Source organism: Mycobacterium sp. SMC-19, assembly GCF_045310815.1.
GTDB lineage: Bacteria > Actinomycetota > Actinomycetes > Mycobacteriales > Mycobacteriaceae > Mycobacterium.
In genome coordinates this window covers 262316-277598 of sequence record NZ_JBJIAM010000004.1, presented here as the reverse complement: position 1 = coordinate 277598, position 15283 = coordinate 262316, and the positions used below count along the sequence as shown (strand labels likewise).

At 68.3% G+C, this 15283-nt stretch carries 16 protein-coding genes; 11 read left to right on the top strand and 5 right to left on the bottom strand.

Annotated elements, in window-relative coordinates:
• The first annotated feature begins 85 nt into the window (after nt 1-85).
• The 4 genes from era (at nt 86) to ACJH5R_RS11345 (ending at nt 4066) form a co-directional block, all read left to right on the top strand.
• Nucleotides 86-982 carry a GTPase Era gene (gene era / locus ACJH5R_RS11360; RefSeq protein WP_406758603.1) on the top strand — a complete coding sequence of 299 codons (897 nt, stop codon included), beginning with the start codon at nt 86-88 and terminating at the stop codon, nt 980-982.
• Between the two features lie 85 nt (nt 983-1067).
• Complete coding sequence (locus ACJH5R_RS11355; protein WP_406758604.1) at nt 1068-1742, top strand: DUF5642 family protein; 675 nt, start codon at nt 1068-1070, stop codon at nt 1740-1742.
• A 3-nt stretch (nt 1743-1745) separates the two neighbouring features.
• Nucleotides 1746-2612 (top strand): SDR family oxidoreductase, encoded by an 867-nt coding sequence (locus ACJH5R_RS11350; RefSeq protein ID WP_406758605.1) that lies wholly within the window; start codon nt 1746-1748, stop codon nt 2610-2612.
• Nucleotides 2609-4066, top strand: a complete 1458-nt coding sequence (locus tag ACJH5R_RS11345; RefSeq protein ID WP_406758606.1) for a flavin-containing monooxygenase — start codon at nt 2609-2611, stop codon at nt 4064-4066. The genes ACJH5R_RS11350 and ACJH5R_RS11345 overlap by 4 nt, the downstream gene beginning before the upstream one ends.
• 27 nt (nt 4067-4093) lie before the next feature.
• Here ACJH5R_RS11345 and ACJH5R_RS11340 read toward each other — a convergent pair whose 3' ends face one another.
• The 3 genes from ACJH5R_RS11340 to ACJH5R_RS11330 all read right to left on the bottom strand — a co-directional run bounded on the left by ACJH5R_RS11340 (nt 4094) and on the right by ACJH5R_RS11330 (nt 6883).
• Entirely contained in the window at nt 4094-4960 is an 867-nt protein-coding gene (locus tag ACJH5R_RS11340; protein WP_406758607.1) for a sulfurtransferase, read from the bottom strand.
• A gap of 13 nt (nt 4961-4973) precedes the next feature.
• A complete protein-coding gene (locus tag ACJH5R_RS11335) occupies nt 4974-5312 on the bottom strand; it encodes a hemophore-related protein (RefSeq protein ID WP_406758608.1) in 339 nt (112 codons plus the stop codon).
• Nucleotides 5313-5434: 122 nt separating this feature from the next.
• Entirely contained in the window at nt 5435-6883 is a 1449-nt protein-coding gene (locus ACJH5R_RS11330) for an amidase (RefSeq protein ID WP_406758609.1), read from the bottom strand.
• Between the two features lie 74 nt (nt 6884-6957).
• Between ACJH5R_RS11330 and recO the strand changes: the two genes are divergently transcribed.
• The 5 genes from recO (at nt 6958) to ACJH5R_RS11305 (ending at nt 11112) form a co-directional block, all read left to right on the top strand.
• Entirely contained in the window at nt 6958-7761 is an 804-nt protein-coding gene (recO, locus tag ACJH5R_RS11325; RefSeq protein WP_406758610.1) for a DNA repair protein RecO, read from the top strand.
• Nucleotides 7762-7873: 112 nt separating this feature from the next.
• Nucleotides 7874-8398 (top strand): hypothetical protein, encoded by a 525-nt coding sequence (locus ACJH5R_RS11320; protein ID WP_406758611.1) that lies wholly within the window; start codon nt 7874-7876, stop codon nt 8396-8398.
• Between the two features lie 134 nt (nt 8399-8532).
• Nucleotides 8533-9753 carry a class I SAM-dependent methyltransferase gene (locus tag ACJH5R_RS11315; RefSeq protein WP_406758612.1) on the top strand — a complete coding sequence of 407 codons (1221 nt, stop codon included), beginning with the start codon at nt 8533-8535 and terminating at the stop codon, nt 9751-9753.
• Between the two features lie 82 nt (nt 9754-9835).
• Nucleotides 9836-10723, top strand: coding sequence for a decaprenyl diphosphate synthase (locus ACJH5R_RS11310; protein WP_406758613.1), 888 nt, complete (start codon nt 9836-9838; stop codon nt 10721-10723).
• Entirely contained in the window at nt 10723-11112 is a 390-nt protein-coding gene (locus ACJH5R_RS11305) for a hypothetical protein (protein ID WP_406758614.1), read from the top strand. Before ACJH5R_RS11310 ends, ACJH5R_RS11305 begins: the two co-directional genes overlap by 1 nt.
• 12 nt (nt 11113-11124) lie before the next feature.
• On the opposite strand, the gene ACJH5R_RS11300 is transcribed toward ACJH5R_RS11305, so the two are convergent.
• The gene (locus ACJH5R_RS11300) at nt 11125-11517 is read right to left on the bottom strand and encodes a Fur family transcriptional regulator (protein WP_406758615.1); all 393 of its coding nucleotides are present in this window, start codon (nt 11515-11517) and stop codon (nt 11125-11127) included.
• Nucleotides 11514-11870, bottom strand: coding sequence for an ArsR/SmtB family transcription factor (locus ACJH5R_RS11295; protein WP_406758616.1), 357 nt, complete (start codon nt 11868-11870; stop codon nt 11514-11516). The genes ACJH5R_RS11300 and ACJH5R_RS11295 overlap by 4 nt, the downstream gene beginning before the upstream one ends.
• Before the next feature lie 150 nt (nt 11871-12020).
• Between ACJH5R_RS11295 and ACJH5R_RS11290 the strand changes: the two genes are divergently transcribed.
• Together ACJH5R_RS11290 and ACJH5R_RS11285 are read left to right on the top strand one after the other, a co-directional pair.
• Complete coding sequence (locus tag ACJH5R_RS11290; protein ID WP_406758617.1) at nt 12021-13415, top strand: glycine--tRNA ligase; 1395 nt, start codon at nt 12021-12023, stop codon at nt 13413-13415.
• A gap of 325 nt (nt 13416-13740) precedes the next feature.
• Entirely contained in the window at nt 13741-15264 is a 1524-nt protein-coding gene (locus ACJH5R_RS11285; protein WP_406758618.1) for a PGRS repeat-containing protein, read from the top strand.
• The last annotated feature ends 19 nt before the right edge of the window (nt 15265-15283 follow it).

Genomic DNA, 15283 nt, shown 5'->3' with positions numbered 1-15283 from the left:
ACGTTGTGCGCGCGTCGAACGTGCGCCCAGCGCGACAACGCATCCGAAATCTCACGCTGAGAACACGTTCGGCGAAAGGCGGCTCGTGACCGAGTTCCATTCCGGCTTCGTATGTTTTGTCGGCCGGCCAAACACCGGCAAATCGACGCTCACCAACGCCCTGGTGGGTGCGAAGGTGGCGATCACCTCGAACCGCCCGCAGACCACCCGGCACACCATCCGCGGCATTGTGCACCGCGATGACTTCCAGATCATCCTGGTCGACACCCCCGGCCTGCACCGTCCCCGGACGCTGCTGGGCAAGCGGCTGAACGAATTGGTCAAAGACACCTATTCCGAGGTCGACGTCATCGGCTTGTGCATTCCCGCTGACGAGGCCATCGGGCCGGGGGATCGCTGGATCATCGAGCAGATCCGTGTCGTCGCACCCAGAACCAAGCTGGTTGTGGTCGTCACCAAGATCGACAAGACCACCCGCGACAAGGTGGCCGCGCAACTGGTGGCGGTCGGCGAGCTGGCGCCGGAAGCCGAGATCGTGCCGGTATCGGCGATCAGCGGCGAGCAGGTCGACGTGCTGATCAACGTGCTGGCCGCCGCGCTGCCCGTGGGGCCCGCCTTCTACCCGGACGGTGAACTGACCGACGAGCCCGAAGAGACCCTGATGGCCGAGTTCATCCGGGAAGCCGCCCTGGAGGGGGTGCGCGATGAACTGCCGCATTCGCTGGCGGTGGTGATCGAGGAGGTGCGCCCGCGCGACGATCGCGAGGACCTGATCGAGGTATATGCGCTGCTGTACGTGGAGCGCGACAGCCAGAAGGGGATCGTGATCGGTCGCGGCGGCGCCCGGCTGCGCGAGGTGGGTACGGCCGCGCGCACTCAGATCGAGAAGCTGTTGGGTACCAAGGTCTTTCTCGACCTGCGGGTCAAGGTGGCCAAGAACTGGCAGCGCGACCCCAAGCAGCTCGGGCGGCTGGGCTTCTAGAGTGGCGGCGGATCGGCGCGGATCGCGCCCGAACGCCGATGGCCACCGCCCGCGGCCGGGGAATCGGCATTGGTAGATTCCTTGGATGCCCGTACGCAAGTCATTGCTTGTCTCCTCGGTTGGCTTCCTCGTGTGTGCGCAAGCACTGGCCGGCTGTGGGGGATCCCAGAAGCCGGTCGACACCACCAAGCTGTTCAACGTCCAGTCGACGTTCGGCTCGGATTTCAAGACCCAGACCAAGGGTCCCAACGACATCGACCCGAAGATCCTCGGGCCGCAGAAGATGCCGCCCGGCGTCACGTTCGATCCCTCTGACTGCGCCGAGTACGCCGCCAACACCGGCCGGCCGCCGAAGGGCATCCGGGGCAAGATGTCGATGGTCTCGATCCTGGGCAACGGCAACCAGCTGGTGGCGATCGCCATGCAGGCCGACCAGGACCTGCCGTATGACGATGCCGACGCCGAGAAGTGCAAGCACGTCTCGTTCAACGCCGGGAAGCTCACCGGTTACCTCGACGACGTGGACGCCCCGAAGATCGACCACGCCAAGACGGTGGGTTCACACTCGGAGATCGAGATCACGGGCAAGGACGGGCAGCAGCAGTCCCGCGAGTCCTACACCTTCACCGCCTACCTGGGCAGTGCGCTGGTGCAGGTCACGGCCAACCCGCAACCGGTCCGCGGCCAGCCGCCGAGCATGGTCGACGCCGACCGGGCGCGCCAGTTGCTGGTCGACGCGGTCGCGGCGTTGCGCGACTAGCCCATGCCGAAGAAGCAGTCGGTCGGCAACGCCCGAGTGCTGATCACCGGGGGCGCCCGCGGGATCGGGGCGGCCACCGCCAAGCTGCTCGCCGCTCACGGTGCACGAGTGTGGATCGGTGACGTCGACGAAGACGCCTGCCTGCACACCGCCGCCGAACTCGGCGTCTGCGGCGGCCGGCTCGACGTGACCAGCGCGGCGTCCTGGCGGGACATGCTCGCGCGCATCGAGACGGACTCCGATGCCGGCGGCCCGCTGGACATCCTGATCAACAACGCCGGGGTTATGCCGCTTGGAGCGTTCGAAGCCGAGACAGAGCAGGTCAGGGACCTGATTCTGGACGTCAACATCCGAGGCGTGCTCAACGGTATGCAGGCGGTGTTGCCCGGCATGGCCCGACGTGGCCGTGGACATGTCGTCAACGTCGCCTCGATGGCCGGCATGATTCCGGTGCCGGGCATGGTCACCTACAACGCGAGCAAATACGCGGCCCTGGGCGCGTCGCTGTCCGCGCGGCGCGAGTACGCCGGAACCGGTGTCGCGGTGTCGGCGGTGCTGCCCTCGGCGGTGCGGACCGAGCTGACCTCGGGTGCCCCGCTGGGCGGCGGGATGCCCACGGTCGATGCGGATGATGTGGCTGCGGCGATCTGGGCGGTGCTGCGAACACGTGCCGCTCGCCGGTCGGTGCCCCGTTGGGTGGCTCCGGCGTGGTCGATGACGGCGTTTGTGCCCGAGTGGCTGCAGAGTCTGGCCCGGCGGCTGATCGACGACCGGCGGGCCTTGACGTCCATCGACACCGCTGCGCGCAGTGCCTACATCGAGCGGGTGGACCGACAGGCCCGCACACATCATGACGAGACGGCGTCGTGACCGGGCGTGAGCCCCGCGTCATCATCATCGGGGCGGGCGTCGCGGGTATCACCACCGCCCACGTCCTGCGTGAGCAGGGTTTCACCGATATCACCGTGCTGGAGAAGGGCTCCGACGTCGGCGGGGTCTGGTACTGGAACCACTATCCGGGTCTGCGGTGCGACGTACCCTCGCAGATCTATCAATTCGGGTTCGCGCCCAAACCCGACTGGCAGCATGCCTGGGCCACCGGCACGGCTATTCAGCGCTATCACCGAGACGTCGTCGAGCAACTCGGTCTGGCGGAGCTGATCCGGCTCGACACCGAGGTGACCGACGCGCAATGGGACGAGCGTCGGCACTGGGTTGTCACCACTGCTGCCGGTGAAGAGTTGGTCGCCGACTTTCTGATCTGCGCGACCGGCGTCCTGCACCACCCGTTTGTTCCCGACATCCCCGGACTGGCGGACTTCGCCGGCCCGGTGGTGCACACCGCCCGTTGGGACGACGCGCTGGAGACCGATGGAAAGCGGATCGCGGTGATCGGCACGGGTTCCACCGGCGTACAGGTGGTCTCCGCCCTGCAGCCCGATGCCGTATCGATCGATCACTATGTTCGTTCGGCGCAGTGGATTCTGTGGGCGCCCATGTCGCTTCGACAGTTTCCCGGCGTCGCCGCCGTCTTGGCACGGTTCCCGACGTTGCATCGCACGCTCTACCGGCTGATGGCATTCGGCGGTTCGCGAGTCTTGACCGACGTCACCACCCGTCCGACCTGGCGGCGCCGGGCGGTGCAGGCCTACGCCCGGGCCTGCCTGCGAATCCAGGTGCGTGATGAAGCGCTACGAGCCAAGCTCCGGCCTGACTATGAGCCGCTGTGCAAACGTCAGGTGGTGTCGGGAAGCTACTACCGGGCCATCCGCGCCGACAACGCGGAGTTGGTCACCGACGGCATCGCCGAGGTCACCCCGAACGGCATCCGCACCGCCGAGGGCGCCCACCGGGACACCGACGTCATCGTGCTGGCCACCGGCTTCCACGCCCACAACTACATGCGCCCCATGCGGTTGCACGGCCGGGACGGCGTCAGCATCGATGACGCTTGGGCGAAGGGGCCGCGGGCCTACCAGATGACCGCGATTCCCGGCTTCCCGAATCTGTTCACGGTGTTGGGTCCCAATTCGCCCACCGGGTCGATCTCACTGCAATACACCTCGGAGTTGACCGCGCGCTACATCGGGCAGTGGCTGGCGAAGTTCCGGGCCGGCGAGCTGACCACGATCGAGGTCACCGATCAGGCCACGACCCGGTTCAACGACGACGTCGCGATCGCGATGGGTCCGACAGTGTGGAACACCGGCTGCAATTCGTGGTACCTCACCGAGGGCGGCACCGTCGATCTGTGGCCGTTCGACCGCGCCACGATGAAGGCGATGTTGGGCAGCCCCGATCCGGCGGACTTCCACCTCAGCTGACCCAGCCGCCTCGGCTGATGCGGCCCCTCAGCCCTCGCCGCGTGCCACCGGACGGGACGGATCCGCACTCCACTGCGACCACGACCCCGGGAACATGGCCGCCGAGCGGCCTCCGGCGGCCAGTGCCGCGACGATCACCGTGGCGCTGATCCCCGAGCCGCAGTAGGCGCCCACCGTGTCGTCGTCGCCGACGCCGTGGTCGGCCAGCAGCCCGGCGATCGTATCGCTGGGCAGGAACGTTCCGTCGGCGGCCAGCAGTGCGGTGAACGGCAGGTTCTTCGCGCCCGGGATGTGACCGGCGGCCGCATCGATCGGCTCCACCTCTGCGCGGAACCGCTCGGGGGCGCGGGCGTCGAGCAGTGCCAGCGAGCCGGACTGAGCGCCGTCGCCGGCCTGGTCGGCGGTCAGCGTGGGCCGCAGGCCCTCATAGAGGTCCTCGGGCAGCAGAGTGACGTTGCCCGGCTCGGGGCAGACCTCGCCGGTCTGCAGCTCACCGCCGGCGGCGGTCCACGCCTGCAGGCCACCGTCGAGGATGCGGACGTCCGCCACGCCGGAGGTGGTCAGCAACCACCACAATCGTCCGGACGCGGCCCGGTTCCAGTCGTCGTAGACCACGACCGGCTGGTTGCGCCGTACCCCCCAGCGGCGGGCGGCGGCCTCCAGATTGCGGCCGGTCGGCAGGGGATGGCGACCCCGACCGGGCACGGTGTGGTCGGACAATTCGTCTTCGAGTGAGACGTACACCGCGCCCGGAAGGTGGCCGTGAAGATATGCCTGATGCCCGTCTGGCGCTTCCAGACTCCAACGGACGTCGAGGAGGGTGACCGGATCACCCGCCCGCAGGAGCTCCGTGAGCTCCGCGGCCGTGATCAGGACCTTACTGCGCGGACCCACCGCGGGGATCCGCTCAGTAGTTGTTGCAGGAGTTGGCGACCGAAGTGATGGTGCCGACGTACTGCTGAGCCTCCGGCATGGCCTGGACCATGCCGGCCAGCTGCTGCCGCTTGGCCGGCGGCGAGTTCAGGAACATCTGCAGCATGCCCGGCCCGTTCGGGCTGGCGTCGAACTCCGCGGCGGCGGAGGGGTTCTCCGCGACCAGCGCCGCATGCACCTGCGAGTAGCTGCAGGTGGTGTTGATGATCGGGCCGAGGTCAGGGCTCGCGGATGCGAACCCAGCTCCGGCGGAGAGCGACAGAGCCAGACTGCCAGCTGCGACAGCGAACCTGGTCAACGACAGAGAGGCCATTTTTCGGACGCCTTTCACCAGTGCACCTTTACGGGGATATGAAGACCTAAGTCAAGACTGGCCAAGCTTAGCCGACCTCCGCGCGACCCGCTGAAGTCGCAGCTAGCGGCGTTCTGGGGCGCTTATGAGCCGTGTCCGGGCTCGGTACGCCACCACGGCGTGGGTTGCCGGGCCGCCCAGCCGTTGATGCCCTCCAGCTCAGCGGCCAGTGACACCAACAGCCCTTCGCTGTTGGCCGGGCCCATCAACTGCACTCCGATCGGCAGCCCCTCGGAGGTGAACCCGGCCGGCACACTGATCGACGGCCAACCCAGCAGGTTCCATGGCCAGGTCACCGGGCAGGCCGCGATCATCGCGCGATCGGTCTCCCAGCTGCCCAGGTCGTCGAAGGTGTGCACCAGCGGTGGCGGCTGGGCGGTGGTGGGCGCCAGAACCACGTCGACGATGCGGAAGATCGAGCCCACCCGGCGCTGATCCTTGGACTCGTGGGCACGGGCTTTGCGCAGCACAGCCTGCGAGAGCAGCCGGCCGGTGCGCATGTTGGCCAAGGTCCGCTGGTCGAGGTTGACGGCGCTGCCGAGGCCGTTGGCGGCGGCCAGCACTCCGGCGGTGGACCGGGACAGGAAATTCCACGACAGTCGCATCCCGTAGTCGGGGTTGCCCGGAACCACGGTGTGCCCGAGCAACCGCAGCTGCTCGGCGGTACGTTCCAGCGCCGCCCTGATCTCCGGATCCAGCCGAGCTGGGAATCCGGTGTAGGGGAACTGGGTCGACAGCGCTATTCGCAGTTGCCCCGGAGCCGTCCGCACATAGTCCGAGACCGTCATCGGCGGTGGCTTGTGCAGGTCTCCGTCGGCATTGCCGGACACCGCGTCCAGCACCAGCGCCGCGTCCTCCACGGTGCGGGCCAGTACGCCGTTGACGGTGAGGCCATTGAATGCCTCCGGCTGCGGCCAGGTGGAGATGCGGCCGCGCTGTGGCTTGATGCCGACCAGGTGCGTCCACGCGGCGGGGATGCGCACGCTGCCGGCTCCGTCGGATCCGATGGCCGCGGCGACCAGGCCCGCGGCCACCGCGGCGGCGCTGCCCCCGGATGACCCGCCGGGGGTGTGCCGGCGGGACCAGGGATTGCGGGTGTGGCCGAATCCCGGGCCGCTGGTGAACGGCCACTGGCCCAACTCGCAGGTGTTGGTCTTGCCGACGATCACCGCGCCCGCCGCCCGCAGTCGGCGCACCACCTCGGCGTCGTGGCCGGCGGGTTCGATATATCCGGAGGCGCCGAACGAGGTGGCCACACCCGCGATATCGGTGTCGTCTTTGATCGCGATCGGGAGGCCCAGCAGCGGGGCCCGGTGGCCTGCGGCCCGACGCCGGTCGGCTTCGGCGGCGCTGAGCAGCGCCGACTCGGTGAATACCACCCGGAAGGCGTTCAGTGTGGACTGGCTGGCGTCGATGGCGTGCAGCGCCCGACGCACCAGGTCGACGGAGGTCGTCTCGCCGCTGGCCAGCTGGTAGAGCTGCTCGGTGAGGGTGGGGAAGCGGGTGCCAGACGCCGCGGGCGGGTGGGTCATCGGTGAAGAGAGTATCGGCGTGCCACGCCGGTGGGTGTTCTCGAAACACCCCCTCGCGATGCGAAACTGGTCCGATGCGGCTGTACCGGGACCGGGCGGTGGTGCTGCGCCAGCACAAGCTCGGCGAAGCCGACCGGATCGTCACTTTGCTCACCCGCGACCACGGGCTGGTCCGCGCGGTGGCCAAGGGGGTGCGCCGTACCCGCAGCAAGTTCGGTGCCCGGCTGGAGCCGTTCGCCCACATCGATGTTCAGCTGCATCCTGGCCGCAACCTCGACATCGTCACCCAGGTGGTGTCGGTGGACGCGTTCGCCACCGACATCGTCAGCGACTACGGCCGCTATACCTGCGCCTGCGTGATCTTGGAGACCGCGGAACGCCTGGCCGGTGCCGAGCGGGCCCCGGCGACGGCGTTGCACCGGCTCACCGTCGGTGCGCTGCGCGCGGTGGCCGATGGCCGACGCCCCCGCGAGCTGGTGCTGGACGCCTATCTGCTGCGTGCCATGTCGGTGGCCGGGTGGGCGCCGGCGCTGACTGAGTGCGCCCGTTGCGCCACCCCAGGCCCGCATCGGGCATTTCACGTCGCGGCCGGTGGCAGCGTCTGCGGGCACTGTCGCCCGGCTGGGGCGACCACCCCGCCGATGGGTGTGCTGGATCTGATGTCGGCGCTGCACGACGGCGACTGGGAGGCCGCTGAGATTTCCACGGCGGCGCATCGCAGCCATGCCAGTGGCTTGGTGGCCGCGCATCTGCAGTGGCACCTGGAGCGGCGGCTGCGGACGTTGCCGTTGGTGGAGCGGGTCCAGCAGCGGCCGGCCGGGCGCGACGTCGAGGCCGAGGCTGAAGTTCAGCCTCAGGCCACCGGCAGCGACGGCTGATCCCCCCGGGTACCGACCTGGGGATTGCGTCCGTTTCGGTGGACTTTGCCAGTGTCGGCGGTAGGCTGATGCGACTTCACGATCCCTAGGTTCAATCAGGAAGGCAGGCCGAATGTTTCACGACACCGGGTGGGGGCGCTGGGCGCACAGAACGACACCGGGATTCGGAGCCGGTATCGGTGCGGCGGCCGGAGCGCTACTCGTCGTGGGAATGATCCCGGCCGTGGCTTCCTGCGCGCGGGCCGCCGAACCCGGTCCGGCTGCCGGGATTACGGCGCCGCTGCCGATGAACGGCCCCGGAGCTGACGGTGCCGATGGCGCTGATGGTGCTGATGGTGCCCCCGGCGCGGACGGCGCCCCGGGCGCCGGTGGCCTGGGTGGCCAAGGCGGCAAGGGCGGCCAGGGCGGTAAAGGTGGCCAGGGCGGTAAGGGCGGTGCCGGCGGTAAGGGCGGCGCCGGCGGCCAGGGTGGCCATGGCGGCCACGGCGGTGCCGGCGGCGCTGGTGGCGCCGGCGGCGCGGCGGGCCCCGGTGGCCAGCCCGGCGAGGGTGGTGCCGGCGGTCTGGGCGGTGCGCCCGGCCCGGGCGGAAAGCCGGGCCAGCCCGGTCAGCCCGGTCAGCCCGGGAGTGCCGGCTGAATCAGCCGCAACCGATCGTTTCGGTGCACTGGGCGCTCCACTCGGAGTCGCCTCCCAGCGCGCCGGCATAAACAGCCCCCGCTAAAGTCTGATCCGATCCGGCGGGGGGCAACTTGACAAGGAGCCACAAAGAAGTGACCGAGAATCCACGCGCAGACGTCGTCTCCCGGCAGTACGAGCGGTGGACCTACCCGCCGCCCATCCACGACCTGCAGGCATGGTCGGCCGGGAACTGGGAGTGGTTCGACCCGAGCCACGCACACCGGGTGCTGTGGCCGGATCGTGAGTACCGCCCCGACCTCGACATTCTGATCGCGGGCTGCGGCACCAACCAGGCGGCGGTCTTCGCCTACAACAACCCGCAGGCCAAAGTGGTGGCCGTCGACATCAGCGCGTCGTCGCTGGGCCACCAGCAGTACCTCAAGGACAAGCACGGCCTGTGGAACTTGGAGCTGCACCAGCTGCCGATCGAAGAGCTGTCCACGCTCGGCCGGGACTTCGACCTGGCGATCTCGACGGGCGTGCTGCACCACATGGCAGACCCCAAGGTCGGCATGAAGGCGATCGCGGACCAGCTGCGGCCCGACGGCGTCGCCGGCATCATGCTCTACGCGCGCTATGGCCGGATCGGTATCGAAATCCTGGAGTCGGTCTTCCAGGACCTGGGGCTGGAGCAGAGCGACGACTCGATCCAGACGGTTCGCCAGGCCATCCGACTGCTGTCGCAGGACCACCCGGTCCAGCCGTACCTGCGGATCGCCGGTGACCTGGCCTCGGACTCGGGTCTGGTGGATACGTTCTTGCACGGTCGGGCGAAGAGCTACGACGTCGACGGCTGCATCGATCTGGCCAATTCGGCCGGGCTGGACTTCCAGGGCTGGCTGCTCAAGGCGCCGTACTACGCCCACGATGTGGCGGTGGCGTCCGGCGGCTTCTACGACAAGGTGAACGCGCTGCCGGAGGAGAAGATCTGGTCGGTGATGGAGCGCATCCACACCCTCAATGCGCGGCACTTCTTCATCGCCACTCGGCCCGAGCGGCCCAAGAGCAGCTACACGATCGATTTCTCCTCGCCGGAGAGCCTCGACTACGTGCCGCTGTTCCGCTGGAAGTGTGGCCTGAACGGCAACGAGATCTTCCGTTCGGGCTGGCGTATGCCGCTGAACCCGGCCCAGCTGCCGTTCGTCCAGAGCATCGACGGGCGTCGTAGCATTCGTCAGATCGCTGCGGACCTGGCGCAGGCCGCCGGCCCGGCCCGCGGGAGCGCCGCGGACCTGGAGAAGTTCGGTCGCAAGCTGTTCCAGTCGCTGTGGCGTCTGGACTTCGTCGCGATCGATCTGAGTGCCGGTTCCTGATCGCAGGTACAGCCGGTAAGCCGCCGCGGCGACCACATGGTCGCCGCGGGCGGCGCCGGTCCGGTCGGGCAGGATAGGGCGCATGGTGTTGAATCGGGTCAATCGGAAGGTTGCCTTCCCACAATTGCCCGCGGCACCCGAGGACTATCCGGTGTTCCCGGACAAGTCCACCTGGCCGGTGATCTTCCCGCAGCTGCCGTCGCCGCCGGGCGGGGGGCCGTGCCGGCCCCCACAGCACACCTCCAAGGCCGTCGCCCCGCAGATTCCCGCAGACGCGCTACCCAACCACGTTGCCGTCGTCATGGACGGCAATGGCCGCTGGGCGACCCAGCGCGGGTTGGGTCGCACCGAGGGGCACAAGATGGGCGAGGCGGTGTTGATCGACATCACCTGCGGCGCCATCGAACTCGGTATCAAGTGGCTGACGGTGTACGCGTTCTCGACCGAGAACTGGAAGCGCTCCGCCGAAGAGGTCCGCTTCCTGATGGGCTTCAACCGCGAGGTGGTCCGTCGACGTCGGGAGAACCTCAACGCGATGGGCGTGCGGATGCGCTGGGTGGGTTCGCGGCCGAAGATGTGGCGCAGTGTCATCAAAGAATTCGAGATCGCCGAAGCGATGACCGTCGGCAACGACGTCATCACCATCAATTACTGCGTCAACTACGGTGGGCGCACCGAGATCGCCGAAGCCGCCCAGGCCATCGCGCAGGAGGCGGTGGCGGGCAAGCTCAACCCGAGCCGGATCAACGAGGCCACCATCGCGCGGCATCTGCATCGGCCCGACATGCCCGATGTCGACTTGCTGATCCGTACCTCGGGGGAGCAGCGGTCATCCAACTTCATGCTCTGGCAGGCGGCCTACGCGGAGTACATCTTCCAAGAGAAGCTGTGGCCGGACTACGACCGCCGCGATCTGTGGCAGGCCTGCGAGCAGTACGCCTCGCGGCAGCGCCGGTTCGGAACGGCATGATGGCAGCCCTGGCCGACCGCCTCGCCACGGTGCTCGCCGAGGTGCTGACCGTTGATGCCGAGCCCGACGGCGCGCTGACTGTGCGGCACGATGGCACACTGGCGTCGTTGCGGGTGGTGCCGATCGCCGAGGACCTCGAGCTGGTGTCGCTCACTCAGATCCTCGGGTGGGATCTGCCGCTGACCAAGGCGCTGCGCAAGCGCGCCGCCGAACAGGCGAGTCTCAGCCAGCTCGGGACCGTCACGCTGGTCGAGAAGGATGCCGAGTCCGCAGATGTGATGCTGCGCTACAACTTTCCCGGATCGGGCCTGACCGACGACGCGCTGCGCACGCTGGTCCTGCTGGTGCTGACCAAAGGTGTCGACATCCGGGACGTACTCAGCGCCTAAGGCGTGCGGCGATCACTTCCGGCAGTCGGCGCAGGTGCCGAAGATCTCGATGGTGTGGCCGACGTCGGAGTAGTCGTGCTCGGCGGCGATGCGGGCGGCCCACTCCTCGACTTCGCGGTCGCCCACTTCGACGGTCGCCCCGCAGTCCCGACACACCAGGTGGTGGTGGTGGTGCTCCGAGCACCGCCGGTACACCGATTCGCCGGTGTCGGATCGCAGTGTGTCGACCTGTCCGGCCGTTGCCATCGCCTGCAACGTGCGATAGACGGTGGTCAAACCGATGTTCTCGCCGCGTTCGCGCAGGGCGTCGTGCAGCTCTTGCGCCGACCGGAAATCGTCGACGGTCTCCAGCAACGCCGAGATCGCCGCCCGTTGCCGGGTGGAGCGCACGCCGGGGGCGGTCAACGGTCCTCACCGGCATGGGCCACTGCGTCGATGGCGATGTGCGCCAAGTGATGATCGGCCAGCCGGTAGAGCACTTCGCGGCCGGAACGTTCCCCGGCGACCACCCCTGCTGCCTTGAGGATCTTCAGGTGCTGACTGACGAGCGGCTGGGGGACTCCCAGCGCGTCGACGAGTTCGTGCACGCAGCGGTGCGACTCCTGCAGCTGCAACACGATCGCGATGCGCACCGGGGCGGCCAGGGCGCGCAGCAATTCCCCCGCGGCGTCGAGGATCTCCCGCGGCGGTGTCGCGGGGAAGGCAGGACCGCTGTGTTGGTGGCCGTCGGCCACCAGACCCGACACTGAGGAGGGCACAGCATCACCTCCGCACGCATTGGAAATCGTTTTCACTTGGCACCCACTGTTCCATGCGTGATGACGCATGTCAAAGAACCCCGGCGGTATCGATACGATGACTGATGTTTTGCGTGTCGGCGTTGCCGGCGCGGTCCCGTCAAGACAGGAGTGCACCCCCTCGTGGCGTCCATCATCGACACCGTTGCCAACCTGGCCAAGCGACGTGGCCTGGTCTTCCAGTCGGGCGAAATCTACGGCGGCACAAAGTCGGCGTGGGACTACGGCCCACTCGGGGTGGAACTCAAGGAGAACATCAAGCGACAGTGGTGGCGCTCCGTCGTGACGTCCCGCGACGACGTCGTCGGCCTGGACAGCGCGATCATCCTGCCGCGTCAGGTGTGGGTGGCCTCCGGGCACGTCGCGGTGTTCAACGACCCGCTGGTGGAGTGCCTCAACTGCCACAAGCGGCACCGGCAGGATCACATGCAGGAAGCGGTGGCACTGAAAAAGGGTGGCAACCCCGATGACGTGCCGATGAGCGAGATCTCCTGCCCGGACTGCGGTACCAAGGGGGAGTGGACCGAGCCCCGTGACTTCAACATGATGCTCAAGACCTACCTGGGTCCGATCGAGTCCGAAGAGGGCCTGCACTACCTGCGGCCCGAAACTGCGCAGGGCATCTTCGTCAACTTCGCCAACGTGGTGACCACGGCGCGTCGCAAGCCGCCGTTCGGAATCGGCCAGATCGGCAAGAGCTTCCGCAACGAGATCACCCCCGGCAACTTCATCTTCCGGACCCGTGAGTTCGAGCAGATGGAGATGGAGTTCTTCGTCGAGCCGTCCACCGCGCCCGAGTGGCACAAGTACTGGATCGACGCGCGCCTGCAGTGGTACATCGACCTGGGCATCAATCCGGAGAACCTGCGCCTCTACGAACACCCGCTCGAGAAGCTGTCGCACTACTCGGCCGGCACCACCGACATCGAGTACAAGTTCGGTTTCACCGGCAACCCGTGGGGTGAGCTGGAGGGCATCGCCAACCGCACCAACTTCGACTTGACCACGCATTCGGAGCATTCCGGTGTGGACCTGTCGTTCTACGACCAAGCATCCGACACCCGCTACGTGCCCTACGTGATCGAGCCGGCAGCCGGCCTGACCCGCTCGCTGATGGCCTTCCTGGTGGACTCGTACCACGAGGACGAAGCCCCCAACGCCAAGGGCGGGGTGGACAAGCGCACGGTGCTGCGGCTCGACCCGCGGCTTGCACCGGTCAAGGCCGCCGTGCTGCCGCTGTCGCGCAATGCCGACCTGTCGCCGAAGGCCCGGGACCTGGCCGCCGAGTTGCGCCAGTCCTGGAACGTGGAGTTCGACGACGCCGGCGCGGTCGGCCGGCGTTACCGGCGCCAGGACGAGATCGGTACCCCGTTCTGCATCACGGTCGACTTCGACTCGCTCGAAGACCACGCCGTCACGGTGCGTGAGCGCGACACGATGTCTCAGGAGCGGGTGGCCATCGACGCGGTCTCCGACTACCTGGCCGTGCGCCTCAAGGGCTGCTGAGCGCTGCTCGCAGGCTCTGAGCCGTTGCTGGCCGGGGTCTTCCGTGGCGAATCGCCGTGGGTTGACCTCTCGCAACCGCATTCGGTGCGGTCCGCCGCTGGTTTGCCCCCGAGAGTGTTTGGGTTTCGCGCCTCCTGAGAGTCCGACGCTTTAGGTTGATGCGCTGTCGTGTTCGGCATTAACTTATGAAAGTCTGTATCTCGTAATGGCTTTCTGAAAGTCAAGTGCTAGTCCACACCTGGGAGGTAGGTAGATGGCTATCAGTGAACGCAGCGCGGAGCATCAACATTCACTTGGCGCGAGGGCGCGCCGTCGTGTGGTCGGGGTGGGGAGCACGGCGGCCGCATTCTTGGCATTCGGGATGGCTCCATTGGGCGCTGCGGCGGACGCGCATGCCGACGGGTTCGACTGGCTGTTGGACATGTTCGAACCCAGCGATGTCGCGGGCGTGGCGGCGGACACCTCCGGGGTCGACGGCGTTTTCGGCGATTCGCCTTTCTGGGACCAACTGTTGCTGGCCAACCCCGCGCTCGACCCCGCGAGTGTGATCGAGCAGTGGATGTACGCGCCGTGGCACACCGCCATGGAGGCCTGGATCACCAGTGACCTGGGCCAGCAGATCAACGACGCCATCAACGTGGCTTATGTGCAGATGAACGGCGTAGACAGTCTCGATGGTGCGTGCGGCCTGATCTGCAATGGGGTCGACGGCACCGAGACCGACCCCGACGGCGGCGCCGGCGGACTGTGGTTCGGCGACGGCGGCGACGGCTGGGACTCCACTATGCAAGGCGTGGCTGGTGGTGACGGTGGTGCCGCCGGGTTCTTTGGTAACGGCGGCGCGGGCGGTGACGGTTGGGATTCCACCGTGGCCGGCGTGGACGGTGGTATCGGCGGTGCCGGCGGCACCGGCGGCACGGTCATGGGCGACGGCGGGGTCGGAGGTGCCGGCGGCGCCGGGTATCTGGCTACGGCCAACGGCGTCGACGGCACCGCGGTCGGCTCCAACGGTGGCGCCGGTGGTGTCGGCGGCGACGCCATCGCTTCGGTCTTCGGCAACGGCGGTGCGGGTGGTGCCGGTGGTGCCGGCGGCGCGGGGACTGCTAACGGGGCCAGCGGCACTGTCACCGGCGGTAACGGTGGCGTCGGCGGGACTGGCGGTAACTCGGCCGCACCAATCGGCAACGGCGGTGAAGGCGGCGCCGGCGGCGCAGGCGGTGCCGGCGGTGAAGGCACCTCCAACGGCTTCAGCGGTGACTCGACCGGCGGCAACGGCGGTGAGGGTGGTACCGGTGGTGTAGCCGAGAACGGACACGGCGGCACCGGCGGGGTCGGTGGTGCCGGTGGCGAGGCCACATCCAACGGCTCCCAGGGCGTCGCCAACGGCGGTGACGGCGGGACCGGCGGTACCGGCGGGCAGGGCCTTATCGCCGGGACCGGCGGTGACGGTGGTGCCGGTGGCGAAGCCCGGGCCAACGGCGCCGGGGGCACCGCGACCGCCGGTGACGGTGGTACCGGCGGCGTTGGCGCCGAGGGTGCAACAGGTGCAGCAGGTACTGCGGGAGGTAGCGGCGGCAGGGGCGGTGCCGGTGGTATTGGTGGCGACTCCACCACCCACGGTTCGGGTGGCGTCTCGACCGCGGGTGACGGCGGCGACGGCGGTGCCGGTGGCAACGGAGGGACCGGAGGCACCGGCGGCGCGACCGGAGGGGCCGGCGGACAGGGCGGTGCCGCTGGCGCCGGTGGCAAGGCGACGGCGACCGGCAACAGCACGGCGACCGACGGTACGGCCGGTACGGCCGGACCGGACGGCCAGCAGGGTGCGACTGGAGCAGCCGACGCCCCCTGACACCTCGTGGTGTGAAAGT

Excerpts from the sequence above, each read along its gene's own strand:
- ACJH5R_RS11355 (WP_406758604.1), top strand. The coding sequence starts at position 1,068 with ATGCCCGTACGCAAGTCATTGCTTGTCTCCTCGGTTGGCTTCCTCGTG.
- ACJH5R_RS11350 (WP_406758605.1), top strand. The coding sequence starts at position 1,746 with ATGCCGAAGAAGCAGTCGGTCGGCAACGCCCGAGTGCTGATCACCGGG.
- ACJH5R_RS11335 (WP_406758608.1), bottom strand. The coding sequence starts at position 5,312 with ATGGCCTCTCTGTCGTTGACCAGGTTCGCTGTCGCAGCTGGCAGTCTG.
- ACJH5R_RS11330 (WP_406758609.1), bottom strand. The coding sequence starts at position 6,883 with ATGACCCACCCGCCCGCGGCGTCTGGCACCCGCTTCCCCACCCTCACC.
- recO (WP_406758610.1), top strand. The coding sequence starts at position 6,958 with ATGCGGCTGTACCGGGACCGGGCGGTGGTGCTGCGCCAGCACAAGCTC.
- ACJH5R_RS11320 (WP_406758611.1), top strand. The coding sequence starts at position 7,874 with ATGTTTCACGACACCGGGTGGGGGCGCTGGGCGCACAGAACGACACCG.
- ACJH5R_RS11310 (WP_406758613.1), top strand. The coding sequence starts at position 9,836 with ATGGTGTTGAATCGGGTCAATCGGAAGGTTGCCTTCCCACAATTGCCC.
- ACJH5R_RS11305 (WP_406758614.1), top strand. The coding sequence starts at position 10,723 with ATGGCAGCCCTGGCCGACCGCCTCGCCACGGTGCTCGCCGAGGTGCTG.